The organism is Streptomyces sp. NPDC088910 (genome assembly GCF_044749865.1).
Lineage (GTDB): Bacteria > Actinomycetota > Actinomycetes > Streptomycetales > Streptomycetaceae > Actinacidiphila.
In genome coordinates, this window is record NZ_JBIVIV010000001.1 from 114,121 (window position 1) to 139,206 (window position 25,086).

Sequence of the window (25,086 nt, forward strand, 5' to 3'; positions counted from 1 at the left end):
GAGTCGGTGTCCGGGCCCGCCCGTACTTCTGTTCCCCGGGTGACGCGGGTCCCGTGGGGGCCGCGTCACCGCCCTGCCCGGCTACTGGGTGCGGTTCTCACCGCGGTAGTACTCGAACACCCAGCCGTACACGCCGATCAGGATCACCGGCAGCGAGACGAACAGCAGCCACCAGCCGAAGATGATGCCCATGAACGCCAGCGCGCCGCCGGTGGCCAGCGCGAGCGGCTGCCAACTGTGCGGGCTGAAGAAGCCCAGCTCGCCGGCGTCGTCCGCGACCTCCGCGTCCTCCCGGTCCTGCGCGCCGGTGTCGGCCCTGCGCGCGGTGAACGCGAGGTAGAAGCCGATCATCGTGCTCAGCGCGAAGGCGAGGAAGAGCGCCGTGGTGCCCGCGGGCTCCTTGGACCACAGGCCGTACACGATGGCCGAGGCCAGGATGAAGACGGCCAGGCCGAGGAACATCTTGCCTTGGACCCTCACTGACCGGACTCCTTACGGTCGTGGTGCAGGTCGCCACTGACGCCCGAGAGCGCCTGGTCGGGACCCCGGTTGACGAGCGAGTCGATCGCCGAGATCTCCGGGTGGTGCAGGTCGAACGCCGGGGATTCGGAGCGGATGCGCGGCAGCGTGGTGAAGTTGTGCCGCGGCGGCGGGCACGAGGTGGCCCACTCCAGCGAACGGCCGTAGCCCCACGGGTCGTCGACTTCGACCTTCTTGCCGTACTTGGCGGTCTTCCACACGTTGTAGAGGAACGGCAGTATCGACAGACCGAGCAGGAACGAGCTGATGGTGGAGATGGTGTTCAGCGTGGTGAACCCGTCCGCCGCCAGGTAGTCCGCGTACCGGCGCGGCATGCCCTCGGCGCCCAGCCAGTGCTGGACGAGGAAGGTGCCGTGGAAGCCGAAGAACAGCGTCCAGAAGGTGATCTTGCCGAGCCGCTCGTCCAGCATCTTGCCGGTCATCTTGGGCCACCAGAAGTGGAAGCCCGCGAACATCGCGAACACGACGGTGCCGAACACCACGTAGTGGAAGTGCGCGACCACGAAGTACGAGTCCGAGACGTGGAAGTCCAGCGGCGGCGCCGCCAGGATGACACCGGTCAGACCACCGAAGGCGAAGGTGATCAGGAAGCCGATGGACCACAGCATCGGGGTCTCGAAACTCAGTGACCCCTTCCACATCGTGCCGATCCAGTTGAAGAACTTCACACCGGTCGGCACCGCGATCAGGAAGGTCATGAACGAGAAGAACGGCAGCAGCACCCCGCCGGTGACGTACATGTGGTGCGCCCACACGGTCACGGACAGACCGGCGATGGAGATCGTCGCGGCCACCAGGCCGATGTAGCCGAACATCGGCTTGCGGCTGAAGACCGGGATGACCTCGGAGATGATGCCGAAGAAGGGCAACGCGATGATGTACACCTCTGGATGGCCGAAGAACCAGAAGAGGTGTTGCCAGAGCAACGCGCCGCCGTTGGCGGCGTCGAACACATGCGCCCCGAATTTCCGGTCGGCCTCCAGGGCGAGCAGCGCGGCGGCGAGCACCGGGAAGGCCAGCAGGACGAGGACACCGGTCAGCAGCACGTTCCAGCAGAAGATCGGCATGCGGAACATCGTCATACCGGGTGCGCGCATGCAGATGATCGTGGTGATGAAGTTGACCGCGCCGAGGATGGTGCCGAAGCCGGACAGGGCCAGGCCCATGATCCACATGTCGGCGCCGATGCCCGGCGAGCGGACCGCGTCCGACAGCGGCGAGTACGCGAACCAGCCGAAGTCGGCCGCGCCCTGCGGGGTCACGAAGCCGCCGACCGCGATGAGCGAGCCGAACAGGTAGAGCCAGTAGGCGAACATGTTCAGCCGCGGGAACGCGACATCGGGGGCGCCGATCTGCAGCGGCATGATCCAGTTCGCGAAGCCCGCGAAGAGCGGGGTCGCGAACATCAGCAGCATCACGGTGCCGTGCATCGTGAACGCCTGGTTGAACTGCTCGTTCGACAGGTACTGGTTGCCCGGCCGGGCCAGCTCCGCGCGCATCAGCAGCGCGAGCACGCCGCCGATGAGGAAGAAGGCGAACGACGTGATGAGGTACATCGAGCCGATCGTCTTGTGGTCCGTGGTGCTCATCCACGTGACGATGACCGAGCCGGGCTTGCGCCGACGTGCCGGGATCTCGTCCGCGTAGGAGTCGTCCGCCGCGGCGGCGCCCTGCGGTTCGTTCAGAATGCTCATGTGGTCTTGGGCTCCGAGTTCTTCGCGTTGCCCGTGGTGGCGATGCCCGCCGGGATGTACCCGGTCTGGCCCTTCGCCGCCAGGTCCTTGAGGTGCTGCTTGTACTCCTCGGGCGAAACGACCTTCACGTTGAAGAGCATCCGGGAGTGGTCCACACCGCAAAGCTCGGCGCACTTGCCAAGGAAGGTGCCCTCCTTGCTCGGAGTCACCTCGAAGACGTTGGTGTGGCCGGGGATGACGTCCATCTTCATCAGGAACGGAACGATCCAGAAGGAGTGGATGACATCACGCGAGGTGAGGACGAACCGCACGCTCTCTCCCTTGGGGAGCCAGAGCGTCGGACCGGGGTTGCCGGTGTCCGGGTTCCTGCTGGCCGGCGTGCCCACGTCGTAGACGCCCTCGGCGCCGGGGGGCAGCAGCAGCTTGTTCGCGGGGATCTCGGACAGTTCCTTCGGCACGCCCGTGGGGGTCGCCGGGTTGCCGTCCACGTCCTCGACGTAGTTGAAGCCCCAGCTCCATTGGAAGCCGACCACGTTGATCACGTGCTGCGGCTTCTTGGAGGTGTCCAGGATCTTCGACTCGTCACGGGCGGTGAAGTAGAACAGCACCGCGATGACGATGATCGGGACGATCGTGTACAGGGCCTCAAGGGGCATGTTGTAGCGCGTCTGCGCGGGGACCTCGACCTTGGTCCGGCTGCGCCGGTGGAAGATCACGCTCCACAGGATCAGGCCCCAGACAAGGCAGCCGGTCACCAGCGCGGCGGCCCAGGAGCCCTGCCAGAGCGCGAGGATCCGGGGTGCCTGTTCCGTGGCAGGACTGGGCATGCCGAGGCGGGGATAGTCCTTGTACGAGCAACCAGTGGCGGTCGCAAGGACCAGGCCCGCGGCCAGCGCCCGCGGCAGCCATCGCCGCACCGGGCGCCGCGACGAGGGGGTACCTCCCACGCCGTTCTGGCCGTGGGGGAGGTCGGAGCCGTTGGGACTCACGTAGCGCCTTCCCGAGAGTCTCGCCCGAGCGTCCGGGTGCCCGGCCGCCTGCTGGTCGGTCGGTCCGTGCACGGGCAATTAGGTGTGGATGTTTATGCGGACCAAACCCTACTGGACGCTATTTGAGGTCACGCGGGGAGGGGGTACAACGCGCCGGGGCACACCCCGAAGGGATGGAATCCCGCACTCCGGGGGCCTTCTGACAGTGCGCCCGGCCGGTCGGCGCGGGCGGGTTGTAGCGTGCTGAGGTGTCCTATTTCGATATGGCTTCGGCCGCTCCGCTGCACCCTGTCGCCCGGCAGGCGCTGCTCGCCGCCCTCGACGAGGGGTGGGCCGACCCCGCGCGGCTGTACCGCGAGGGGCGCCGGGCGCGGCTGCTGCTCGACGCGGCCCGCGAGGCCGCGGCGGACGCGGTCGGCTGCCGCCCCGACGAACTGGTCTTCACTCCTTCGGGGACACGCGCGGTGCACACGGGTGTGTCCGGCGCCATGGCGGGCCGCCGTCGGACGGGCCGTCAGGTGGTGGTCTCGGCCGTCGAGCACTCGTCGGTGCTGCACGCGGCGGAGGCGTACGAACGGGTGACGGTGGGCGTCGACCGGTCGGGGCGGGTGGCCGCCGCGGACTTCGCGGCGGCGCTGCGCGCGGACACCGCGCTGGCCTGCCTCCAGTCCGCCAACCACGAGGTGGGTACGGTGCAGCCGGTCGCGGAGGCGGCGGCGCTGTGCCGGGCGGCCGGGGTGCCGCTGCTGGTGGACGCGGCGCAGTCGCTGGGCTGGGGGCGGGTCGAGGGCGAGTGGTCGCTGCTGACGGCGAGCGCGCACAAGTGGGGCGGGCCGTCCGGGGTCGGGCTGCTCGTGGTCCGCAAGGGCACCCGCTTCGCGCCTCAGGGGCCTGCGGACGAACGGGAGTCGGGGCGCGCGCCCGGCTTCGAGAACCTGCCCGCGATCGTCGCCGCCGCCGCGTCGCTGCGGGCGGTGCGCGAGGAGGCGGCGCGGGAGGCCGTCCGGCTGACGGCGTTGGTGGACCTGATCAGGTCGCGCGTGCCGCGGGTCGTGCCGGACGTGGAGGTGGTCGGCCACGGCACGCTGCGGCTGCCGCACCTGGTCACCTTCTCCTGTCTGTACGTCGACGGCGAGGCGCTGTTGACCGGTCTCGACCGGGCCGGTTTCTCGGTGTCGTCCGGATCGTCGTGCACGTCGAGCACGTTGACGCCCAGCCATGTGCTCAAGGCGATGGGTGTGCTCTCCGAGGGGAACGTACGGGTGTCGCTGCCGCCGGGGACCGCCGCGGAGGACGTCGAGCGCTTCCTCGCGGTGCTGCCGGGGGTCGTGGCCGAGGTCCGCTCGGCGCTGGGCGCGCCGTCGGCCGCGTCGGCCGGGCCCGGCCGACAGGGCGGGCGGGAGCCGCGGGAGTCCGCTCTGGTCGTGGACTCGCTCGGCAAGCTCTGCCCGATCCCGGTCATCGACCTCGCGCGGGTCATCGACGACGTGCCGGTCGGCGGCCTCGTCACCGTGCTGTCCGACGACGAGGCCGCCCGGCTCGACATCCCCGCGTGGTGCGAGATGCGGGCCCACGACTATCTGGGGGAGCGCCCGGCGGAGCGCGGCACCGCGTACACGGTGCGGCGCAGGGCCTGACGGGCGCTCATCCGGGAGCGTTCAGCGCGCGCCGAGGTGCGTGCGGACCTCTTCGGCGGCGGTGTCGCCGTACGCCTTGCTGAAGCGCTGCATGAAGTGGCCGCGGCGCAGCTCGTACTCCTGGGTGCCGACGGTCTCGATGACGAGGGTCGCCAGCATGCAGCCGACCTGCGCGGCGCGTTCGAGGCTGACGCCCCAGGCGAGCCCGGACAGGAAGCCGGCGCGGAAGCCGTCGCCGACGCCGGTGGGGTCGGCCTTGGTCTGCTCCTCGGCGCAGCCGACCTGGACGGGCTCCTCGCCCTTGCGGTCGATCCGGACGCCGTGGGAGCCGAGGGTGGTGACGCGGGTGCCGACCCGGTCCAGGATCTCCTCGTCGCTCCAGCCGGTCTTGGCCTCGATGAGGCCCTTCTCGTACTCGTTGCTGAAGAGGTACGCGGCGCCTTCGAGCAGGACGCGGATGTCGTCGCCGTCCATCCGCGCGATCTGCTGGGAGAAGTCGGCGGCGAAGGGGATGCCGCGGGTCCTGCACTCCTCGGTGTGCCGGATCATCGCCTCGGGGTCGTCGGCGCCGATCGAGACCAGGTCGAGGCCGCCGACGCGGTCGGCGACGGCCTGGAGCTCGATCAGCCGGGCCTCGCTCATGGCGCCGGTGTAGAAGGAGCCGATCTGGTTGTGGTCGGCGTCGGTGGTGCAGATGAAGCGGGCGGTGTGCAGCACCTCGGAGATCCGTACGGACGAGGTGTCCACGCCGTGCCGCTGGAGCCAGGCGCGGTACTCGGCGAAGTCGTTGCCCGCCGCGCCGACCAGGATCGGCGAGGTGCCGAGCTGGCCCATGCCGAAGCAGATGTTGGCGGCGACCCCGCCGCGCCGCACGTCGAGACCGTCCACGAGGAAGGACAGTGAGACCGTGTGGAGCTGGTCGGCGACGAGCTGATCGGCGAAACGGCCGGGGAAGGTCATCAGATGATCAGTGGCGATGGATCCGGTTACGGCGATACGCACGGCGGCAGGCTCCTGCGGGGGATCGACGAGAAGAGCAGGCGTCCCACGCTACCGGGTGCGCCGTAGCAGTCGGACACGGCGAAACTACCCGATAGTAGGGCTTTCTCGATGGTCCGCCCGTGCCTAGGGTCGAGGTATGAGGTCTACCCCCGCCGCACCCGTGCCGTCCTCCGCTTCCGCCCTTTCGGCCACGCCTCCGGTGTCCGCGTCGTTCCCGCTCGCCGAGCCCGAGTCGCTCGACCAGTTGCTCGGCGACTGCCGCCGGATGGCCGCGCACTGGCACACCCCGGCCGCCAAGGCCCAGGCCGTGGTCGCCCCCGCCAGCCTGCGCGGCATCGTCGTCCCGCCCGCGTCCGCGCACGTGGTGCGCGGTATGGCCGAGTTCGGCGACTAGGGCCTGTCCGGCGTATCACGAACGGCCCCTTCGGCGGGGCCCGCGTCGCCGTTCCCCCGGACGGCGCAACGGGCCCGGCGGAACCGGAATCCGGCCCGCCGCGTCAGATCCGCATCTGACGTACGGAGCCGAAGGAGCACGCGGTGAGCACCGAACGCGACGACGACAACGCGGACCCGACGACGGAAGAGCCCCGCCCCGAGCGGTCCGCGCCCCGGCCACGGCTGTTGGTGGCGGCGGTGGCCGCCGCCGTCCTGCTGGCCGGTGGCGGCGGGGCGTACTGGGCGGCGACCGCGAACGAGGGCGGTCACCCGAAGGCCGGGCCGGCCCCGCTGCGGCTGAACGACGCCCCCGGCGAAGGCTCGGGCAGCGCGGACGGCGGCGGCGCGGACAACGGGACGAGCAGCGGTCCGGCGAGCGGCGGCACGTACACGCTGACCGGCTCGCTGCCCAAGGGCCCCGACTCCGCCGCGGTCTACCGCGGGGAGGGTCCGGTCGTCGCGGCCGACGCGGAACGGCTGGCGAAGCTGCTCGGGATGAGCGGCCCGGCCACCGCGCAGGGCGACTCGTGGCGGGTGGGGCCGGGCGACGGCGCGGGGCCGACGCTGCTGGTCACCAAGGCCGCGCCGGGCACCTGGTCGTACAGCCGGTACGGCGCGACCACCGTCAACCCGGCGGAACCTGCCTATCCCCCGCGGCCGGTGAACCCCGGCGGCCCGGAGAAGAGCGGACCGGGGACCGGCACCGACACCGGCACGGGCTCCAGCGATTCGAGCAACGCCGGCAGTCCCGGCAGTCCCGGCACGAACGGACCGGTGTCCTCCGCCCCCGCGAGCGGTACGACCTCGACGCAGGCGCCGACGCCCGAGCCGCCGGTGTCCGAGCAGCGCGCGAAGGCGGTGGCCGCGCCCGTACTGGCCGGTCTCGGCCTGTCGGGCGCCACGGTCGACGCGCACGAGACGGCGGGCGCGCTCCGCGCGGTGACGGCCGACCCGGTCGTGGACGGCCTGCCCACGCACAACTGGAGCACCGGCCTCGACGTCGGCTCCGACGGGCTGATCACGCTGGCGCACGGCCGCCTCTCGGCGCTCGACAAGGGCGACAGCTATCCGGTGGTGAGCGCCGCGCAGGCGCTGAAGGACCTCAACGGGCAGGTGATGCACCCCGATCACGGGATCGCCGCCTGTCCGGCGAAGTCGGCGCCCGCGCCGAAGCCGAGCGCCCTGCCGACCACGCCCGGCGAGGACAGGACGCTCCCCCACACGCTGCCGTGCGTGCCGGGCAACGGCCATCCGATGGACGTGCGCGGCGCCGAGTTCGGTCTGTCGCTCGACTACGTGTCCGGCGCCCAGGTGCTGGTGCCGTCCTGGCTCTTCGAGGTCGCGCAGCCCGGTGTGAGCCGGTCGAGCGTGGAGGCGCAGCCCGCGGTGGACCCGGCGTACATCCAGCGTGACGCGACCGGTACCGCCGTGCCGCCCTCCGGCGTGCCGGAGCAGCCGAGCGGGCCCGCCCAGCGGCACCACACGGTCGGTCTGAGCACGTACCACGCGGACGGCGGCACGCTGTCGCTGACCTTCTACGGCGGGGTGTGCAGCACGTACAGCGCGAAGGCCGCGGAGTCGGCGGACGAGGTGCGGGTGACGGTGACCGCGGCCGACAAGGGCGGCACGTGCGTCACGCTCGCCAAGGAGTTCACCGAGAAGGTGAGGCTGGACAAGCCGCTCGGCGGCCGTACGGTCGTGGACACCTCCAGCGGGCACCCGCTGAAGGCGCGCTGAGCGCACCGCGTACGCCGGGCACACGTGAAGGCGGCGGCACCCCCTCGCAGGGGTGCCGCCGCCTTCGTGCTCCGGTGCGGCCGGGCGTGGGCCCGGCCGCGGACCGGTTAGCTGAACGAGTCGCCGCAGGCGCAGGAGCCGGTGGCGTTCGGGTTGTCGATCGTGAAGCCCTGCTTCTCGATGGTGTCGACGAAGTCGATCGAGGCGCCGCCCAGGTACGGGGCGCTCATCCGGTCGGTGACGACCTTGACGCCGCCGAAGTCCTTGACCACGTCGCCGTCGAGCGAGCGCTCGTCGAAGAAGAGCTGGTAGCGCAGTCCCGAGCAGCCACCGGGCTGGACGGCGACGCGCAGAGCGAGGTCCTCACGGCCCTCCTGCTCCAGCAGGGTCTTCACCTTGATGGCGGCAGCGTCGGACAGGAGGATGCCGTCCGTCGTGGTGGTCTCGTCCTGAACCGTCATGTGCTTCTCTCCCGGGTTGTACGGACTGCTGGCTACCGACTGCTAACCGGCAACCGCGCGGATTCATTCCGTGCGTGTCGAGGTCCGCTACGACTTATTCCCCTCCATGCTCGCACACCGCGGCGGCGGCGAGGGAGGGCGCGGGGAGCGGCGAGAGCGAATGCGTCACATTGACGAAACCGGCATCGTCAATCTGACACGAACGGGCTATCATAGATAACGTCAAGTAGACGAAAAGGTCTGCGCTGCAAAGAAAGGGCTACGGGCCCGTGACCACGACGCAACCGCTGGACGTACAGCCCACGCCTCTCGCACTCCTCCTGCTCGGCCGGGAGTCCGACCCCCGCAGCGAGCGCGGAGTCGAGTGCCCCGGGGACCTGCCCGCACCGTCCGACCCGGACCTGGTGGAGCGCGCCCGCGCCGCCAAGGCCCGCCTCGCCGACAAGGTCTTCATCCTCGGCCACCACTACCAGCGCGACGAGGTGATCGAGTTCGCGGACGTCACCGGCGACTCCTTCAAGCTCGCGCGGGACGCCGCCGCCAGGCCGGAGGCCGAGTACATCGTCTTCTGCGGTGTGCACTTCATGGCCGAGTCGGCCGACATCCTCACCTCGGAGCGGCAGCAGGTCATCCTGCCCGACCTCGCCGCGGGCTGCTCGATGGCCGACATGGCCAGCGCCGAGCAGGTCGCGGAGTGCTGGGACGTGCTCGCCGAGGCGGGCGTCGCCGACGTCACCGTGCCGGTGTCGTACATGAACTCCTCCGCCGACATCAAGTCCTTCACCGGCCGCCACGGCGGCACCATCTGCACCTCGTCCAACGCCCGGCGCGCGCTGGAGTGGGCCTTCTCGCGGGGCGAGAAGGTGCTCTTCCTCCCCGACCAGCACCTCGGCCGCAACACCGCCGTACGCGACATGGGCTTCTCGCTGGACGACTGCGTCGTCTACAACCCGCACAAGCCGAACGGCGGTCTGACCGTCGAGCAGCTCCGCGCGGCCAAGATGATCCTGTGGCGCGGCCACTGCTCGGTGCACGGTCGCTTCTCGCTGGAGTCGGTCGAGGACGTCCGCGCCCGGATACCCGGCGTCAACGTCCTGGTGCACCCCGAGTGCAAGCACGAGGTGGTCGCGGCGGCGGACTACGTCGGCTCGACCGAGCACATCATCACGATGCTGGACGAGGCCCCCGCCGGTTCCGCGTGGGCGCTGGGCACCGAGCTGAACCTGGTGCGCAGGCTCGCCAACTCCCACCCCGACAAGCAGATCGTCTTCCTCGACAAGACCGTCTGCTTCTGCTCGACGATGAACCGGATCGACCTGCCGCACCTGGTGTGGACACTGGAGTCGCTGGCCGACGGCAAGCTCGTCAACCGCATCCAGGTCGACGCGGAGACCGAGCACTTCGCGAAGCTGGCACTGGAGCAGATGCTGGCCCTGCCGTAACGCGCGGCGCGATGATGGACGCGTGATCCTTCGACCGGTACGTGACGACGAGGAGGACGCCGAAGTCGTGCGGGTGATCTCGTCCGCCGCCTTCGGCGCCTCGCACGTGCTGAAGGGCGAGGCGCCGCAAGGGCCGTTACCGGTCGCGGAGATCGCCAGACAGCACAGCACCACCCGGCACCTGGCGCGCAGCGACCCCGGCGGCTGCTGGCTGATCGAGGACGGGACGGCGGGCCCGGTCGGGGTCGCGCTGTCCACCCGGCGCGAGGGCACCTGGGGCCTGTCGCTGCTGGCCGTGGTGCCCGGCGCGCAGGGCAAGGGCGTCGGAAAGGCGCTGCTCGCGCGGGCGTTGGTGCACGGCAGGGCGTGCCTGCGCGGCATCATCTGCGGCTCGCGGCACCCGGTGGCGGCCCGTACGTACCGCAGGGCCGGTTTCACGCTGCACCCCGCGATGCGGCTCACGGGCCCGGTGGACGCGGCCGGTCTCAAGCCGCCGGACGGCGCGGTGCACGAGGGCACCGCCCGCCACCGCGACCTGCTGGACTCCCTCGACCGCAGGACCCGGGGCGGCGCGCACGGCGCCGACCACGAGGAACTGCTGCGCCACCACCGGCTGTTCGTGGTCGACGACCTCGCGGGCAGCGGCTACTGCTACCTGCGCGGCGGCAGCGTCGAGCTGATCGCCGCCACCTCGCGGCGTCTTGCCTCCCGCCTCCTGACCGCCGCGCTGCTGAGCGTCCCCGAGGGCGAGACCGCCCGCGTCGACCGGCTGACCGCCGAGCAGGACTGGGCCCTGGACGTCGGGATCGCCGCCGGCCTGGAGATCGCCAACGCCGGATTCGTCTGCCTGCGCGGCATGCGCCCGCCGATGCCGTACATCCCCTCGGAGACCTTCCTCTGAGGAGTCTGACGAGGCGGCTCCGCTGCGGGCGGGCGGTGGCGGGGCGGGTGGTGGCGGGGCGGACGACGGGCCCGGCAGGGGGGCGCGGTCAGCGGGGGTGGGGGCGGACCAGGCCCGACTCGTAGGCGGCGACGACCAGTTGGGCGCGGTCGCGGGCGGCGAGCTTGGCCATGGTGTGGTTGATGTGGGTCTTGACGGTGAGCGGGCTGACGCCGAGGCGCGCCGCGATGGCCGCGTTGGACAGCCCGCCCGCCACCTCGATCAGCACCTCCCGCTCCCGGACGGTCAGCGCGTCGAGACCGGCGACCGTACGGACCCCGGCGTCGATCTGCTGCGACACGAAACGCGCGATCAGGCTCTTGGTCGCGGACGGCGACAGCAGCGCGTCCCCCGCCGCCACCGTCCTGATGCCGCCGAGCAGTTCCTCGGGCTCCGCGCCCTTGCCGAGGAAGCCCGCGGCCCCCGCGAGGATCGCCTGCACCACGTACTCGTCGGCCTCGAAGGTGGTCAGCACCAGCACCGCGACCCCGGTCAGCTCCGGGTCGGCGGTGATCTCGCGGGTGGCGGCGAGGCCGTCGGTACGGGGCATCCGGATGTCCATCAGCACCACGTCGGGGCTTGCGGTCCTGGCCAGTTCGACCGCCTCCGCGCCGTCGGTGGCCTCCCCGACCACCTCCATGTCGGGCTCGGACTCCACCAGGACGCGCAGCGCGCCGCGCAGCAGGGCCTGGTCGTCGGCGAGGACGACGCGCAGCGGTCCCCGCGCGCGCTCGTCGGCGAGGCGGCCGGTGCCGATCATCCGGCGCTCCCCTGGGCGCGCGGCGGGACGGCCGGGGCGGCGGCCGGGTGCGGGGGCGTGGAGAGCGGGAGCCGGACCCAGACGCGGAAGCCGCCGCCGGGGCGGGCGCCGGTGCGGCACATGCCGCCGAGGGCGCTGGCCCGTTCGTGCATGCCGAGCAGGCCGTGGCCGCCGGGGGCGCCGTCGTGCGGATCGGCGGGACACAGCGGGCCGCCGTCCCCGGTACCGCCCGCGCCGCCCGCACCGCCCGCGCCGCCCGTACTGCCCGTGCCGCCTGCACCGCTGCCGCGCCGGGGCCCCGGCAGCGCGCCGGAGGGCAGCAGCGAGGCGGCCTCGCCGGGCGCGCCGTCGTCGTCCACCACGACTTCGAGCACGCCCGGCTCACGGCGGATGCGGACGACGGCGCCCGCGCCGGGGCCCGCGTGCTTCTGCACGTTCGTGAGGGACTCCTGGATCACGCGGTACGCGGTGAGGTCGACGCTGGCGGGCAGCGGCGGCACGGCCGGGTCGTCCGCCGCGCTCCCGCCCCGTTCCCCCGGCCCGGCACGCGCGTCCTCGCGCACCTCGTGGCCGTCGACCGCGCATTCGACGGTGACGCGCAGCCCGGCGCGCAGGAAGCCGTCGAGGAGCTGATCGAGGACGGCGAGGCCCGGCGCCGGTTCCATCGGCGCCTCGGGCTCTCCCGACTGGCGCAACAGGCCGACGGTGGCGCGCAGTTCGTGCAGGGCGGACCGGCTCGCCTCGCGGACGTGCGCGAGGGCCTGTTTGGCCTGGTCGGGCCTGCTGTCCATGACGTGCGCGGCGACCCCGGCCTGCACATTGACCAGGGCGATGTGGTGGGCGACCACGTCGTGCAGCTCGCGGGCGATCCGCATCCGTTCCTCCGCCACCCGCCGCCTGGCCTCCTCCTCGCGGCTGCGTTCCGCGCGCAGCGCCCGTTCCTCGACGGCGGCGACGTACGCGCGGCGGCTGCGGGCCGCGTCACCGGCCGCCGCGGCCATGCCCGTCCAGGCGAAGACGCCGAAGTTGGACTGCCCGTACCAGGGCCCCGGACCGCAGGACATGGCCAGCGCGGTCAGTCCGACGCTGACCAGCAGGCCGGTCACCCAGGTGGTGTGCCGGTCGGTGCGGGCGGCGACGGTGCACAGGGCGAGGGCCACCGCGAAGATCACCGGGATCCGGCCGTCCACCGGGCGCAGCGCGATGAAGACCGCGGAGAGCACACAGGTGAAGACCAGCACCGCCCACGGGACGCGGCGGCGCAGGACGAGCGACCCGCAGGCCAGCGCCGCGAGCGCGGTGTCGACCAGGCCGAGCCGGTACGTCTGGATCCCGGCCACCGTGCCGGCCAGGATCACCGCGAAGACGAGGGCGGCGAGACCCGCGTCAGCCGTCCCCTGATGCGCCCGCAGCCAACGGCTGGGGCCCACGAGAGGATTCCTCGGCGGAAGCGGATACTGCACGGTAGGCAACGGTACGGGAAGCCCGGCGCGCCCCGTACCCGCCCGGTGCCCCGCCCTCAGCCCGGGATCAGTCCGTCGTCGTTGAGCAGTTCACGGACCTCTTCGAGGCTCGCGTCCGGCGACGGCAGGATCAGCGTCGACGGCTCCAGGGAGTCGTCGGGCACCGGCTCGCCGAAGCGGCGGACCGCGTCGAGCAGGGCGCCCAGCGTGCGCCGGAAGCCCTCCTCGTCCCCGTTCCTGACCTCGGCGAGCAGCTCGTCGTCCAGCTTGTTCAGCTCGCCGAGATGGCTCTCGTCGAGCCCGACCTGGCCCTCCCCCATGATCCGTACGATCATGACGGCCTCCTCCGTAACCCTGCTGACGTGCCGCCCGGCGGCCGAGCCTGCCTGTCCTGCGTACCCCTGCGGCGCGCGTCCTGTCCACGTCCACCGCAGTCCACATCCACCGCTGGTCACGACCTACCGCCGGTCATGACCTCCTGCCGGTGAGACCTACTGCTTGTCGAACCGCGGGGTGTCCTGCGGCTCGGGCTTGGCGGCCTGACCGCCCTGCCCGCCCTCGATCGCCTGCGGCGCGCTGCCGCCGGCCAGCTCGGCCTTCATCCGCTGGAGCTCCAGCTCGACGTCGCTGCCGCCGGAGAGACGGTCGAGCTCGGACTGGATGTCGTCCTTGGCCAGACCGCTCGGGTCGTCGAGCGCGCCCGAGGCCAGCAGCTCGTCGAGAGCGCCCGCGCGGGCCCTGAGCTGCTCGGTCTTGTCCTCGGCACGCTGGATCGCCATGCCGACGTCGCCCATCTCCTCGGAGATGCCGGAGAACGCCTCGCCGATCTGGGTCTGCGCCTGGGCCGCGGTGTACGTGGCCTTGATGGTCTCCTTCTTCGTGCGGAAGGCGTCCACCTTGGCCTGGAGCCGCTGGGAGGCGAGCGTGAGCTTCTCCTCCTCGCCCTGGAGCGTGGTGTGCTGCGTCTCCAGGTCGGCGACCTGCTGCTGGAGGGCGGCCCGGCGCGACAGCGCCTCGCGGGCCAGGTCCTCACGGCCCAGCGCCAGCGCCTTGCGCCCCTGGTCCTCGTAGGTCGACGACTTCTTCTGCAACTCCGTGAGCTGCAATTCGAGCCGCTTACGGGAGGTGGCGACGTCCGCCACGCCCCGCCGTACCTTCTGCAGCAGTTCGAGCTGCTTCTGGTACGAGTAGTCGAGCGTCTCGCGCGGGTCCTCGGCCCTGTCCAGGGCCTTGTTGGCCTTCGCGCGGAAAATCAGTCCCATCCGCTTCATGACACCGCTCATGGGCCTCGCGCGCCCCCTTCTCCGGCAACTGCTCCAGCATGCCTCAGCACCTCTACAGACCCCAGCCTACGGGCCCCGGTTCCATTACCGCACTGTTCGGGTGCGGATGCGGTCATCCGTAGGGACGATCACGGTTCGGTGACCTCAGGCCCAAGGAGTAGGTGAGGGGCTGGGGCCGGGCCCGGGAACCACGTAACCTGGAGGTGTGTTCCGACGTCGTTCCGAAGATGAGCAGGTCTCGACCACCGCGGTGATCGAGGACCAGGTACGTGACCCGCAGGCTCCCAAGGGTCGCCCCACTCCGAAGCGCAGTGAGGCCCAGAGCCAGCGCCGCAAGGCCGTCACCGCGCCGACCGACCGCAAGGCGGCCACGCGGCAGGCCCGCGACGCCCGCCGCACCGAGATGGCCAAGCAGCGCCAGGCGCTGGCCGGTGGCGACGAGCGGTATCTGCCGGTCAGGGACAAGGGGCCGGTGCGCAAGTTCACCCGCGACTACGTCGACTCGCGGTTCCGGGTGGCCGAGTTCTTCCTGCCGGTCGCGGTCCTGATCCTCGTGATGAGCATCATCGGCTCCCTCCAGAGCCTGTCGCTGCTGCTGTGGCTGGTCGTGATCGTGGCGATCGTGGTCGACTCGTTCGTCACCGCGTTCCGGCTGCGCCAGCAGTTGCGCAAGCGGCTCCCCGACAAGAGCCACAAGGGCGCCGTCGCCTACGGGCTGATGCGCACCCTCCAGATGCGCCGTCTGCGGCTGCCCAAGCCGCAGGTGCAGCGCGGCGACCAGCTCTGAACGGCGGCGGATCCTGAACGACGCGAGGGCGGCCGACGCCGCCGGTTTCGGTCCGCCCGCTCCGGGCGGGGACGACCCGTCCGCCGGGTCCTTCGGCGCGGTGACGCCGTACGGGTCGGCGTATCCGGCCGGCGCGTACGGCTTCGGGACTCCGGCCGCCGGTGTGCCCGTCCCGCCCCCGGTTCCCGCCGCGGAGCCGCCCGGCGCGGGCGGCTTCTCCGGCGGCGCGGGCAACTGGCTGGCCGGGCTCGACGGCCTGCGCAACACCGTCAGGCAGGAGCTGGTCTCGCGCCAGCTCGACGAGCGCCTCACCGCGCACTTCCCGCCCAGCGGCGGCGCCCACGCACGGCACCAGCGGTCGCTGCGCGTGCTGGACATCGGCCCCGGCCAGGGCACCCAGGCGCTGCGGCTGGCCCGCGCGGGCCACATCGTGACCGGTCTGGAGTCCGACCCGGCGATGCTCACCGCCCTGCGGGCCGCGGTCGCCGCCGAGCCGCAGGACGTACGCGACCGGATGGCGCTGCTGCGCGGCGACGGCCGCCAGACCGGCCGCCACTTCGGGCCCGCCTGCTTCGACGTCGTGCTCTGCCACGGCGTGCTCATGTACGTGCCCGACCCCGAGCCGCTGCTCGCCGCGCTCGCCAGGGTGCTGGCCCCCGGCGGCCTGCTCTCGCTGCTGGTGCGGAACGGCGACGCGCTGGCCATGCGGCCGGGGCTGCTCGGCGACTGGTCGGGCGCCCTGGGCGCGGTCGGCGCCACCGGCTACACCAACCGGCTCGGCCTGACCACCCGCGCCGACCGGCGCGAACGCCTCACGGCGACGCTCGCCGGGATCGGTGTGCCCCTCCAGGCGTGGTACGGGGTGCGGGTCTTCACCGACACCGCGCCGGACGGCGCGCGCCCTCCGCAGGACCCGCACGAGCTGGCCCAGCTGCTCGACGCGGAGGAGGCCGCCGGGCGGACCGATCCGTACCGCGCGGTGGCCGCGCTGCTGCACCTGTGCGGCGTGCGCTGCTGACCGCGCCTGCGTGAAGGTTGTCCGCACGGAGGTCCGCGTGGAGGCCCGTACGGAGATCCGCGTTATGGCCGCGGGGAGGTCCGAGTGAGGTCCCGGGTGGGGGCCCGAGTGAGGTCCCGGGTGGGGGCCCGAGTGAGGTCCCGCGGGGAGGCCCGGGCGGAGGGCGGTGTCCCGGCGGGGGCGAGACCCGTTTGGCCGTGCGGGCCGGGTCAGGGGCAGCCGCAAACGTGACAATTCAGGCATGAGTGGATCGCGTACCCCTTGGCACCGCACCCGGTTCCTGCTGCCCGGCGCCGCCGCCGTCTGCGCGACGGCGATGTTGGCCTCCGGTTGCAGCTCCGACTCCGGCTCGGCGGCGAGGTCGGCCCCCGCCACGGTGGCGCCCGCGGCCGACACGTCCTCGTCGGGGAGCAACGACCTCCAGACGTCGTACGAGAACACCGTGAAGAACGTGCTGCCGTCGGTCGTGCAGATCACGACGAACTCCGACCTCGGCTCCGGGGTCGTGTACGACGACAAGGGCGACATCGTCACGAACGCCCATGTGGTCGGCACCGCGAAGAGCTTCCAGGTCAATCTGGCCACCGGCGGCAAGGCGCTGGCCGCGACCCTGGTGGCGACCTACCCGGCCGAGGACCTGGCCGTGATCAGGCTGTCGTCGCCGCCGAGCGGTCTGCACCCGGCGAGCTTCGCGGACTCCTCGAAGGTGGCGGTCGGCCAGATCGTGCTGGCGATGGGCAATCCGCTGGGGCTGTCGAGCAGCGTCACCGAGGGCATCGTGTCGGCGACCGGCCGCACGGTCAGCGAGGGCGCCACGGGCGGCGGGACCGGCGCGACCATCCCCGACATGGTGCAGACCTCGGCGTCCATCAATCCGGGCAACAGCGGCGGCGCGCTGGTGAACCTCGCCAACCAGGTCATCGGCATCCCGACGCTGGCCGCGACCGACCCGCAGCTCGGCAGCGGCTCGGCGCCCGGCATCGGCTTCGCGATCCCGTCCTCGACGGTCACCCGGATCGCCGGCCAGATCATCAAGGACGGCAAGGTCGTGGACTCCGGCCGGGCGGCGCTCGGCATCACCGTGCGCGGCGTCGTGGACAACGGGCTCCAGCCCGCGGGCGCCGCGATCGTCTCGGTGACCAAAGGGGGCGCCGCCGAGAAGGCCGGGCTCAAAACTGGCGACGTGATCACCAAGCTGGGCTCGACGCCGATCACCACGGCGCAGACGCTGACGGAGGCGCTGGCCTCGTACAAGCCGGGCGACAAGGTGCGGGTCGGCTACGAGCAGGACGGGGCGGCGAAGACCGTGGAGGTCACGCTGGGCTCGTTGTGAGCGCGGTACGGCATGACGACGGCGGTGCCGCACCCCGTGCGCGGGTGCGGCACCGCCGTCGTTCCGGACAGGCCCCGAGGTCAGTCCTCGTCGCCGTGCAGGCTCATCGGGCCGTAGATCTTGGTGTCGCCGTCGAAGAGGTGGACCTGGTCGGTGCCGCCTTCCAGCAGTTCCTTCCAGACCTCGCCCACCCAGGACTCCGCGTCGCCCTGTGTGGTGAACTCCTCGGGCTGCACCGCGGGCTGCACCTCGGTGCCGTCGGCCTTCTCGAACCGCCACGTCCACGCCATGTGTGTCTCTCCTCGGTCCCGTCGGTCCACCGTGCCGCCCGCACTCCCGTTCCCGCCGCCGCGAGCTGCGGGGATCACCGGGCGCGTGCCGCCTGCACCGCAGCGTATCGGGAGTCCTCGCCGTATCGGGAGTCTCCGCATGGCGGACCCCGCGCGCCCGGCGCGGCAGGACGCGAGACGATCGTCCCGTGGAACTGACTCTGCTCGGCACCGGCGGCCCCGAGGGGCTGCCGCTGCCCGACTGCCCCTGCGCGGCGTGCGCGCTCGCCGTCGGCGCGGGCGCGCGCGGCGCGACCGCCGTTCTGGTGGACGGTGTGGTGCTGCTCGACCTGACGCCCGGGGTGGCGCTGGCCGCGGCGCGGGCCGGGCACACGCTCGGCGGGCTGCGCTTGGTGCTGCTCTCGCACCCGCACGACGGCCCGGCCGTGGAGATCCCGCCGGGGCTGCCCGCCCCGACCCGCGTCCCCGACGGGCAGCGGCTCGCGCTGATCACCGGGCACCATGTGCAGGCCGTCGCCATGGACGCGCCCGGCACCGGGTACGCCGTCGAGTCCCCCGACGGGCTGCGCGTGCTCTACCTCCCGCCGGGCGGCGCGCCCGCCGGGACGCCGGACGGGCAGGTGCCGTACGACCTCGTCCTGCTCGACGCCGTCGGACGGCCGGACGCCCTCGCCCGGCTGCGCGCCGCGGGCGCCGTCGGGCCGACCACCGACGTGGTCGCCGTCCACCTCGACCACGGGGCGCCGCCGCGGCCGGAGCTGGGCCGACGGCTGGCGGCCCTCGGGGCCCGCGCGGTCCCCGACGGTACGACGCTGACCGTCGGGGACTACCAGGAGGTGCCGGACATCCCGCGCCGGACCCTCGTGCTGGGCGGGGCCCGCTCGGGCAAGTCCGCCGAGGCCGAGCGGCGGCTGGCCGGTTTCCCCGGGGTCCTCTACGTCGCCACCGGGGGGTCTCGCGACGGCGACGACGAGTGGGCCCGCCGGGTGGCCGCCCACCGCGAGCGCCGGCCCGCCTCGTGGCGCACCGAGGAGACCTGCGACCTCGTCCCCCTGCTGACCGCCCCCGGCCCGCCCCTGCTCATCGACTGCCTCGGCCTCTGGCTCACGTCCGTCCTCGACAAGGCCGACGCCTGGGCGCCGGGGGCTTCCCTCGACGAGGTCCGCGGCCGTACCGCCGAGCTCGTCGCCGCCTTTCGCCGCACCCCGCGCACCGTCGTCGCCGTGTCCAACGAAGTCGGCTCCGGCGTCGTCCCCTCCCACCCCTCCGGCCGCCTCTTCCGCGACGAGCTCGGCCGTCTCAACGCCGCCGTCGCCGCCGAATCCGAATCCGTCCTCCTCCTCGTATCCGGCCTCCCCCTCCCCCTCCGCTGACCCCTTCGCCCGGACGGCGAACCGACCTTCTAGCGGCGCGGGGAACGCTCCCGCACGTCACCACCCGCCCCGGCGGGGCAGATCGGTCGTCCCCGGACCACCCGCCGATGGGGGCCGGCCGCGCAGTTCCCCGCGCCCCCCACGGGGCGCACCGTCTCTTGTCCGGGCGCCAGCCACGTGTCTTTAGGGGCGCGGGGAACTGCGCCACCAGCCACCACGCTCCCGCACGACACCACCCACCCCGGCGGGGCAGATCGGATGTATCCCGACCACCGGGCCGGTGGGTGCCGCCCGCGCAGTTCCCCGCGCCCCCCACGAGGCGCACCGTCTTTCGTCCGGGCGCCAGCCACATGTCTTTAGGGGCGCGGGGAACTGCGCCACCAGCCACCACGCTCCCGCACGACACCACCCACCCCGGCGGGGCAATGCGGCCGTCCCCGGACCACCCGCCGATGGTGGGTCGCCCGCGCAGTTCCCCGCGCCCCCCACGAGGCGCACCGTCTCTTGTCCGGGCGCCAGCCACATGTCTTTAGGGGCGCGGGGAACTGCGCCACCAGCCACCACGCTCCCGCACGTCACCACCGGCCCGGCGGGGCAGTTCGGATGTACCCCGACCACCGGGCCGGTGGGTGCCGGCCGCGCAGTTCCCCGCGCCCCTGACGGGGCGCACCGTCCTTCGCGCGGACGGCGAACCGACCTTCTAGCGGCGCGGTGAACCCGTGAGGCCACGCCGGCGAGGCGACCGGTAGGGTTCCACGGGTGAGCGGCATCGACTTGGACGACTTCGGCTCCCTCGTGGAGCGGCCCGACGCTGGGGTTCGACGCGACTCGCAGGAGCGCTGGCAGAAGCTGGTGCGTCCGGCGGGAGGGCTGGGGAAACCGGCCGAGCTGGCGGACTGGCTGGCGGCGGTGCGCGGCGAGGTGCCGACCGGGCCGATCGCGGCGCCGCGCGCGCTGATCTTCGCGGCCGACCACGGCGTGGCCTCGCTGGAGGTGTCGGCGCGGAAGGCCGGTACGGCCACCGAGTTGGTGAAGGCGGTGCTGGACGGCACCGCACCGGCCAGCGTGCTGGCGCGCCAGTACGGCGCGCACGTCGACGTCATCGACATGGCGCTGGACTGCGACCCGTCCGAGCTGCCGGACTACGTGACGGCGCACCGCGTGCGCCGCGGCTCCGGCCGGATCGACATCGAGGACGCGCTGACGCGGGAAGAGGCCGAGCAGGCGTTCCGGGTCGGCATGACCGTCGCGGACGAGCAGGCGGACTCCGGCACGGACCTCGTACTCCTCGGCGACCTGAGCGTCGGCGGCACGACGCCCGCCGCCGTACTGATCGCGGCGCTGTGCGGCACGGACGCCTCCGTCGTCACCGGCCGCGGCTCCGGCATCGACGACCTCGCGTGGATGCGCAAGTGCGCCGCGATCCGTGACGCGCTGCGCCGGGCCCGCCCGGTCCTCGGCGACCAGCTCGCGCTGCTGGCCGCGGTCGGCGGCGCCGACTTCGCCGCGATGACCGGCTTCCTGCTCCAGGCGGCGGTCCGCAAGCTCCCGGTGGTCCTCGACGGAGTCGTCAGCGCCGCGTGCGCGCTGGTCGCCCAGCGGATCGCCTTCCGGGCGCCGGACTGGTGGCTGGCGGGTCACGCCAGCGGCGAGCCGGGCCAGGCGAAGGCGCTGGACCGGATCTCCCTCGAACCGCTGCTCGACCAGGGCGTGCACCTCGGCGGCGCGGCCGGCTCCCTGCTGGCCCTCCCCCTCCTCCAGGCCGCGGCGGCGCTGTCGGCCGAACTCCCGTACCCGGCGGAGAAGCCGGCCCCGGAGCCGGAGAAGGACGCCGAGGACACCGAGGACACCGAGGAAGCCAAGGACCCCGAAGAGGCAGAACCGCAGGCAAAGGCCGAGACAGCGCCGGCGCCGCAGCCGGAAGCCGACCCCGCCTCGTAACCGAAAAGCCCCTCGGCGGAACCGTCCCCGCCGAGGTGCGAGCGGCCCGGCGCGACCCCAAATCGGGCATTACGTCATAAAATCCCCTCCTATGGGAACGGGCAGCACCACCAGCACACAGCCGCGCCCTCACGCGTGTCCGGGACGCGCGGCCACCTTCGCCGTCCGCTACCTGCGCACCGTCGCGTGCGTGAATCTCCTCGGCGCCGTCTGGGTCTCCTTCGGCCAGGACATCCGCCGCCACAACGTCGAGGACTACTTCACCCCGTACCTGCTGAGCGCGGGCTTCACCTCCGGCGCCTTCGCCCTCTTCCTGGCCGTCACCATGCGCCGCCGCAAGCGCGCCGCGTGGATCCTCAACCTCGTGCTGTGCGGGCTGTTCCTGGCCGCGCTGTCGGTCAGCATGGTGTGGCCCGACATCCACCGGCACGCGCAGAACTGGATCTCGCTGGCGCTCACCGCCGCCTTCCTGGCGGCGCTGCTCGTCGGCCGCGGCGAGTTCCGGGCGAAGGGCGACCCCGCCAACCCGCGGGACGCGGCCCTGGTGGCCGCCGCCGGTCTGCCGCTGGCCGCGCTGCTCGGCACCGCGCTGGTCACGGTCACCAACGACGACCAGGGCGCGGGCTTCGGCGACTGCCTCGGCTACGCCGTCCTGCGGCTGGTGTCCCTGGTGCCGGACGACAGCGGCTCGCTGACCATCTCCACGCCCGGCTGGGTGGACGTCGTCATCAACGCCATGAGCGCCCTGCTCTTCCTGCTCGTGCTCTTCGTCGCCTTCCGCTCGCCGCGCGGCCGGGCGCTGCTGTGCCCGGCGGACGAGGAGCGGCTGCGCGGCCTGCTCGACCGGCACGGCGACCGCGACTCGCTCGGCTACTTCGCGCTGCGCCGCGACAAGAGCGTCATCTGGTCGCCCAGCGGCAAGTCGGCCATCGCCTACCGGGTGGTGGGCGGTGTCTCGCTGGCGTCCGGCGACCCGATCGGCGACCCCGAGGCGTGGCCCGGCGCCATCGAGGCGTGGCTGGCGGAGGCGGCGGGGCACGCGTGGGTGCCCGCCGTGATGGGCGCGAGCGAGGAGGCCGGTACGGTCTACGCCCGGCACGGCCTGGACGCGCTGGAGCTGGGCGACGAAGCCATCGTGGACACCGCCGAGTTCACCCTTGAGGGCCGCGCGATGCGGACGGTCCGGCAGGCGTACAACCGGGTCGCGCGCTCCGGCTGCACCGTACGCATCCGCAGGCACGCCGACATCCCGGCCGCGGAGATGGCGGCGCTGCTGGAGCGGGCCGACCGGTGGCGGGACGGCGGCACCGAGCGCGGCTTCTCGATGGCGCTGGGGCGGCTGGGCGACGCGGGCGACGGGCAGTGCGTGATGGTCGAGTGCCACGACGGCGACGGCGTGCCCAGGGCGCTGCTGAGCCTGGTGCCGTGGGGTCCGCGCGGGCTGTCGCTTGACCTGATGCGGCGTGACCGGGGCGCGGACAACGGGCTGATCGAGTACATGGTGATCGAACTCGTCCAGCGGGCGGACGAGGTCGGCGTGGAGCAGATCTCGCTGAACTTCGCGATGTTCCGGTCGGTCTTCGAGCGCGGCTCACGGCTCGGCGCGGGGCCCGTCCTGCGGGTGTGGCGGTCGCTGCTGACGTTCTTCTCGCGCTGGTGGCAGATCGAGTCGTTGTACCGGGCGAACGCCAAATTCCGCCCGATCTGGGAGCCCCGCTATCTGCTCTTCGGCAAGTCCAGCGAACTGCCCCGGATCGGTATCGCGGGCGCCCGCGCCGAGGGTTTCCTCGAAGCGCCCAGAATGCCGTCGCCACTGCGCCGCAGAGAACGGTTCACCGCCAAGTGAGGGGCCCCGCGCGGGCCGCCGGGGGGCCCGGCCCCGCGGAGGCGCGGTGAGCGCGTCCGACAAGGTGCGGGAGTTCGCGCGCGCCGAGTGGGGGCAGATGGCGTACGACGTACGCGACCGGCTCTGGGCGCGCGGGCTGCGGGCGATTCCGCTGACGCTGTGGTCCTGCGTGGGCATCCTCTGCCTCCAGCTCGTCCAGCACGCGCAGGGGCCGAGCGACTGGGTGGACCGGCTCGGCGGCATCTACTGCACCCTGCCGTGGTGGAAGGCGCTGCTGCGCACGCCCCTGTCGCTGTTCATCCCCGATCCGACGCTGCCGATCTGGGGACTTGTCATCCAGGTCGTGGTGGTCTTCGGGATCGCCGAGACGACGCTGGGCGCGCGCCGGACGCTGGCCATCGCGCTGTACACGACGCTGGCCGGCACGACCTTCGCCCGCTACTCGTACTGGGTCGGCCCCGACGGCTTCCTCGGGCTGCCCGTAGTCGAACTCATCGGCCGCGACACCGGGCCCTCCGCCGCGGTCGTCGCGCTCGGGGTGTACGTCGCCTGCCGGTACCACGCCTGGTGGACGGCGGCGGCCGTGGCCATGTCCATGGTCATCGAGGTGCTCGCCCTCGCCAATCTCGCCGGTTACGAGCACCTGACCGCGATCATCGCCGTCCTGCTGCTCTTCGCCGTCGAGACCTGGTGGGCGCGGCGGCGGCGCCGTACCGATTCCTCCGGGGACGGCCCCTCGGGGGACGGCGGCGACGACCACGCCGACCTGGTGCGCTGAGCCCGCGACCACGCTGAACTGGCGCGATAGCCTCACGCGGTGACCGAACCCGAACCCGAACCCGAACCCGAACCCGTGTCCGGGCCCTCGCCCGAGCCTTTGCCCGAGCCCGGCGGCAGGGCGACCGTCGGCGACGCCCTGCGCTTCGCCTTCGGCACGCTCAGCGTGCTGCCGGTGACGGTGACGCGCTGGGACCGGGCGGCGGCGCGCGGCGGGATGCTGGCCGCGCCGCTGGTCGGCGCCGTCGTCGGTCTCGGCGCCGCGCTCGGCGGCGGCGTCCTGACCGCACTCGGCGCGAGCCCGCTGCTCGCCGCCGTCGGGGCGGTCGCCGTGCCCGCCGTCGCCACTCGCGGCCTGCACCTGGACGGGCTCGCCGACACCGCCGACGGTCTCGGCAGCGGGCTGCCCGCCGAGGGGGCGCTGCGCGTCATGAAGCAGTCCGACATCGGGCCCTTCGGCGTCCTCACCCTCGTGCTGGTCCTGCTCGCCCAGACCGCCGCCCTCGCCTCCTGTTACGCGCACGGCTGGCGTTACGGCTGCACCGCCGCCGTGCTGTCCGCCGTCCTCGGCCGCGCCGCCATGACGCTCGCCTGCCGTACGGGTGTACGCGCCGCCCGGCCCGGCGGCCTCGGCGCCGCCGTCGCCTCCGGCGTGTCCCTGCGGGGGGCCTGGTCGGCCGGCGTCCTCTGCTGCGCCCTCGCCTGCGCCGCCGGCCTCCCCTTCGGCGGCCTCACCCCCCTCCGCGCCGGCCTCTCCGCCGCCCTCGCCCTCCTCTGCGCCGAACTCCTCCTCCGCCACGCCGTCCGCCGCCTCGGCGGCACCACCGGCGACGTTTTCGGCGCCCTCTGCGAAACCGCCACCACCACCTCCCTCCTCCTCCTGGCCCTGCGCTGACCCCCTCCGGGCCGTGCGGTGACCCGCGACAGCGTTCCCCGCACCCCTGACCCAGGACGTGCCCCGAAGGGGCGCGAGGAACTGCGCGAGCAACCCCCCACCGGCCGGTGGCCCGGCGACAACCGAACTGCCCCCCGGGGCGTGCGGTGACCCGCGGGAGCATCGTGGCTTGTCGCGCAGTTCCCCGCGCCCCCAAAAAACTCGGCGCACCGCCCTGCGCCACGCGACGCCTCGCCCAGGACGTGCCCCGAAGGGGCGCGGGGAACTGCGCGATCAGCCCCCACCGGCGGGTGATCCGGGGACAACCGAACTGCCCCGCCGAGGCGGGTCATGACCTGCCGAAGCGTCGTGGGTGAGCGCGCGCACGCGGCGGCAGGTGGGGGGCGGGGAGGAGTGGCGGGAGAGGGGTGGGTGGGGGAGCGCGCCGCAGGCGTAGGGTCGGG

The 25,086-nt window shown here is 72.9% G+C and carries 23 protein-coding genes; 13 read left to right on the forward strand and 10 right to left on the reverse strand.

The genetic code is table 11. The features are described 5' to 3' along the window. Positions 1-81 precede the first annotated feature (81 nt). Genes ACIP4Z_RS00500 through coxB form a run of 3 tightly spaced genes read right to left on the reverse strand, consistent with a single transcriptional unit; the run spans position 82 to position 3,223 of the window. Entirely contained in the window at positions 82-480 is a 399-nt protein-coding gene (locus tag ACIP4Z_RS00500) for a cytochrome c oxidase subunit 4 (RefSeq protein ID WP_188281472.1), read from the reverse strand. Further along, complete coding sequence (gene ctaD, locus ACIP4Z_RS00505) at positions 477-2,234, reverse strand: cytochrome c oxidase subunit I (RefSeq protein ID WP_355334278.1); 1,758 nt, start codon at positions 2,232-2,234, stop codon at positions 477-479. The genes ACIP4Z_RS00500 and ctaD overlap by 4 nt, the downstream gene beginning before the upstream one ends. Continuing rightward, positions 2,231-3,223 carry a cytochrome c oxidase subunit II gene (gene coxB, locus ACIP4Z_RS00510; RefSeq protein WP_188281474.1) on the reverse strand — a complete coding sequence of 331 codons (993 nt, stop codon included), beginning with the start codon at positions 3,221-3,223 and terminating at the stop codon, positions 2,231-2,233. Before coxB ends, ctaD begins: the two co-directional genes overlap by 4 nt. A gap of 248 nt (positions 3,224-3,471) precedes the next feature. Between coxB and ACIP4Z_RS00515 the strand changes: the two genes are divergently transcribed. Continuing rightward, entirely contained in the window at positions 3,472-4,860 is a 1,389-nt protein-coding gene (locus ACIP4Z_RS00515; RefSeq protein WP_355334282.1) for an aminotransferase class V-fold PLP-dependent enzyme, read from the forward strand. A 21-nt stretch (positions 4,861-4,881) separates the two neighbouring features. Here the strand turns inward: ACIP4Z_RS00515 and ACIP4Z_RS00520 are convergent, their stop codons facing one another. After that, on the reverse strand, positions 4,882-5,862 hold the full coding sequence (locus tag ACIP4Z_RS00520; protein ID WP_355334284.1) for a carbohydrate kinase family protein: 981 nt from the start codon (positions 5,860-5,862) through the stop codon (positions 4,882-4,884). A gap of 136 nt (positions 5,863-5,998) precedes the next feature. Here ACIP4Z_RS00520 and ACIP4Z_RS00525 point away from each other — a divergent pair, with 136 nt between their 5' ends. After that, entirely contained in the window at positions 5,999-6,256 is a 258-nt protein-coding gene (locus tag ACIP4Z_RS00525; protein WP_401303850.1) for a hypothetical protein, read from the forward strand. 143 nt (positions 6,257-6,399) lie between these two features. Next, the gene (locus ACIP4Z_RS00530) at positions 6,400-8,034 is read left to right on the forward strand and encodes a hypothetical protein (RefSeq protein WP_401303853.1); all 1,635 of its coding nucleotides are present in this window, start codon (positions 6,400-6,402) and stop codon (positions 8,032-8,034) included. A 107-nt stretch (positions 8,035-8,141) separates the two neighbouring features. Here the strand turns inward: ACIP4Z_RS00530 and ACIP4Z_RS00535 are convergent, their stop codons facing one another. Next, positions 8,142-8,495 carry an iron-sulfur cluster assembly accessory protein gene (locus tag ACIP4Z_RS00535; protein ID WP_188281477.1) on the reverse strand — a complete coding sequence of 118 codons (354 nt, stop codon included), beginning with the start codon at positions 8,493-8,495 and terminating at the stop codon, positions 8,142-8,144. Between the two features lie 269 nt (positions 8,496-8,764). On the opposite strand from ACIP4Z_RS00535, the gene nadA reads away from it, so the two are divergent. Together nadA and ACIP4Z_RS00545 are read left to right on the forward strand one after the other, a co-directional pair. Then, positions 8,765-9,937: a quinolinate synthase NadA gene (gene nadA, locus ACIP4Z_RS00540; RefSeq protein ID WP_401303856.1), complete on the forward strand. Its 1,173-nt coding sequence runs from the start codon at positions 8,765-8,767 to the stop codon at positions 9,935-9,937. Between the two features lie 22 nt (positions 9,938-9,959). Next, positions 9,960-10,838 (forward strand): GNAT family N-acetyltransferase, encoded by an 879-nt coding sequence (locus tag ACIP4Z_RS00545; RefSeq protein WP_401303859.1) that lies wholly within the window; start codon positions 9,960-9,962, stop codon positions 10,836-10,838. 88 nt (positions 10,839-10,926) lie between these two features. Here the strand turns inward: ACIP4Z_RS00545 and ACIP4Z_RS00550 are convergent, their stop codons facing one another. From ACIP4Z_RS00550 to ACIP4Z_RS00565, 4 genes are all read right to left on the reverse strand, one after another. Continuing rightward, complete coding sequence (locus tag ACIP4Z_RS00550) at positions 10,927-11,637, reverse strand: response regulator (protein ID WP_391124074.1); 711 nt, start codon at positions 11,635-11,637, stop codon at positions 10,927-10,929. After that, on the reverse strand, positions 11,634-13,067 hold the full coding sequence (locus ACIP4Z_RS00555; RefSeq protein ID WP_401303863.1) for a sensor histidine kinase: 1,434 nt from the start codon (positions 13,065-13,067) through the stop codon (positions 11,634-11,636). Before ACIP4Z_RS00555 ends, ACIP4Z_RS00550 begins: the two co-directional genes overlap by 4 nt. 89 nt (positions 13,068-13,156) lie before the next feature. Next, positions 13,157-13,435, reverse strand: coding sequence for a hypothetical protein (locus tag ACIP4Z_RS00560; RefSeq protein ID WP_188282672.1), 279 nt, complete (start codon positions 13,433-13,435; stop codon positions 13,157-13,159). A gap of 156 nt (positions 13,436-13,591) precedes the next feature. Beyond that, entirely contained in the window at positions 13,592-14,383 is a 792-nt protein-coding gene (locus ACIP4Z_RS00565; protein ID WP_355334301.1) for a PspA/IM30 family protein, read from the reverse strand. 205 nt (positions 14,384-14,588) lie between these two features. Here ACIP4Z_RS00565 and ACIP4Z_RS00570 point away from each other — a divergent pair, with 205 nt between their 5' ends. The 3 genes from ACIP4Z_RS00570 (at position 14,589) to ACIP4Z_RS00580 (ending at position 17,521) form a co-directional block, all read left to right on the forward strand. Further along, positions 14,589-15,170, forward strand: a complete 582-nt coding sequence (locus tag ACIP4Z_RS00570; protein WP_355334304.1) for a DUF3043 domain-containing protein — start codon at positions 14,589-14,591, stop codon at positions 15,168-15,170. A 238-nt stretch (positions 15,171-15,408) separates the two neighbouring features. Beyond that, complete coding sequence (locus ACIP4Z_RS00575; protein WP_391124706.1) at positions 15,409-16,188, forward strand: methyltransferase domain-containing protein; 780 nt, start codon at positions 15,409-15,411, stop codon at positions 16,186-16,188. A 241-nt stretch (positions 16,189-16,429) separates the two neighbouring features. Beyond that, positions 16,430-17,521: a S1C family serine protease gene (locus tag ACIP4Z_RS00580; RefSeq protein ID WP_401303867.1), complete on the forward strand. Its 1,092-nt coding sequence runs from the start codon at positions 16,430-16,432 to the stop codon at positions 17,519-17,521. Between the two features lie 80 nt (positions 17,522-17,601). Here the strand turns inward: ACIP4Z_RS00580 and ACIP4Z_RS00585 are convergent, their stop codons facing one another. Continuing rightward, positions 17,602-17,811, reverse strand: coding sequence for a hypothetical protein (locus ACIP4Z_RS00585; protein WP_355334309.1), 210 nt, complete (start codon positions 17,809-17,811; stop codon positions 17,602-17,604). 188 nt (positions 17,812-17,999) lie between these two features. Here ACIP4Z_RS00585 and ACIP4Z_RS00590 point away from each other — a divergent pair, with 188 nt between their 5' ends. The 5 genes from ACIP4Z_RS00590 to ACIP4Z_RS00610 all read left to right on the forward strand — a co-directional run bounded on the left by ACIP4Z_RS00590 (position 18,000) and on the right by ACIP4Z_RS00610 (position 24,643). Next, positions 18,000-19,184, forward strand: a complete 1,185-nt coding sequence (locus tag ACIP4Z_RS00590; protein ID WP_391159828.1) for a bifunctional adenosylcobinamide kinase/adenosylcobinamide-phosphate guanylyltransferase — start codon at positions 18,000-18,002, stop codon at positions 19,182-19,184. Between the two features lie 759 nt (positions 19,185-19,943). Beyond that, positions 19,944-21,125 carry a nicotinate-nucleotide--dimethylbenzimidazole phosphoribosyltransferase gene (cobT, locus tag ACIP4Z_RS00595; protein ID WP_401303871.1) on the forward strand — a complete coding sequence of 394 codons (1,182 nt, stop codon included), beginning with the start codon at positions 19,944-19,946 and terminating at the stop codon, positions 21,123-21,125. A 91-nt stretch (positions 21,126-21,216) separates the two neighbouring features. Continuing rightward, a complete protein-coding gene (locus ACIP4Z_RS00600) occupies positions 21,217-22,971 on the forward strand; it encodes a phosphatidylglycerol lysyltransferase domain-containing protein (protein WP_355334317.1) in 1,755 nt (584 codons plus the stop codon). A 46-nt stretch (positions 22,972-23,017) separates the two neighbouring features. Next, positions 23,018-23,749 (forward strand): hypothetical protein, encoded by a 732-nt coding sequence (locus tag ACIP4Z_RS00605; protein ID WP_391043852.1) that lies wholly within the window; start codon positions 23,018-23,020, stop codon positions 23,747-23,749. Between the two features lie 99 nt (positions 23,750-23,848). Next, positions 23,849-24,643 (forward strand): adenosylcobinamide-GDP ribazoletransferase, encoded by a 795-nt coding sequence (locus ACIP4Z_RS00610; RefSeq protein WP_401304997.1) that lies wholly within the window; start codon positions 23,849-23,851, stop codon positions 24,641-24,643. Positions 24,644-25,086 lie beyond the last annotated feature (443 nt).